We start from the raw sequence: 920 nt of genomic DNA, 5'->3' as shown, positions 1-920 counted from the left end.
ATGCCGACGCCCAGGTAGCTCCGCTTGTTCGGCCAAGCAGCAGGCTTCGGGCCGCGTATCTCGCCGTACGGCTTGAATGCCCGCCGGGTTATCGGCTGGGTGGTGTTCGTGACGTCGATTGTTGTGTTGGCCGTGCCCAGGTGGTCGGTCAGCAGCACGTTGCGTTTGTGGCCGGTGGTCGCGCCGTTGCTCGTCGTGCGGACCACCGTCGGGGCGCCCGGGTGGGCGTAGGCGCGGGAGGCGCGCACGATCGCGCCGGTCGCGTCCGTTGTCACCTCGGTTTCGCCCAGGTACAGGGTGGAGCCCGACGGGGAGTTCTCCAGGAGGCGGTTGCCGGTCGCGTCGTAGACGTACGTCGTTTTCCTGCCGTCGTCCGTGATCGTGGCGGGCTTGTTCTCCTGGGTCCAGACCAGGGACTGCGTCGTCGCCGCCAGGTCGCGGACCTTCGTGTTGCCCACCGCGTCGTACCTGTAACTGCTGCCCTGGCCTGGCGGGTTGGACGTGACAGAGCCGAGTGTGTGTGGCTGCTTGCGCTCCGCGTTGCCGTAGCCGTACGTGAACGTGACGTTCTTCGTCGCGTCCGCCGTATCGTGATCATGCTCCGTCATCGCGGCGCGGTTGCCCAGCCAGTCGAACGTGAACGACTGGCGGTAGGCCGTCACACCCGTCGAGACCGTCGCCGGGTCCGGAGCCGTTGCCGCCAGCGTCGACCGCAGTGAGCTGTCCGGTGCCGTCACGTCCGTCGACGTGTCCGGGGCGTCCGCCACCGGGCCCGACGACGGCGCGTAGTCCTTGCGGGGACCCCACGTCGTACCGTTCGACGCCTTGCAGCCCTGGCCGTCGACCGGCGTGATCTTCGACGTCCAGGCGTTGACCAGCTCACCCATCACGTCGTACGTGAAGCACTGCGTGTCCCACGG

The 920-nt window shown here is 68.0% G+C and carries 1 pseudogene; it reads right to left on the bottom strand.

Annotated elements, in window-relative coordinates:
- Window positions 1-920, bottom strand: a pseudogene (locus ADL01_RS21985) (hypothetical protein); the annotation flags it as partial.

This window comes from Streptomyces sp. NRRL WC-3618, assembly GCF_001280005.1.
Lineage (GTDB): Bacteria > Actinomycetota > Actinomycetes > Streptomycetales > Streptomycetaceae > Streptomyces.
The sequence above is the reverse complement of the archived record's forward strand: the minus strand, read 5'-3'. Positions and strand labels throughout refer to the sequence as shown.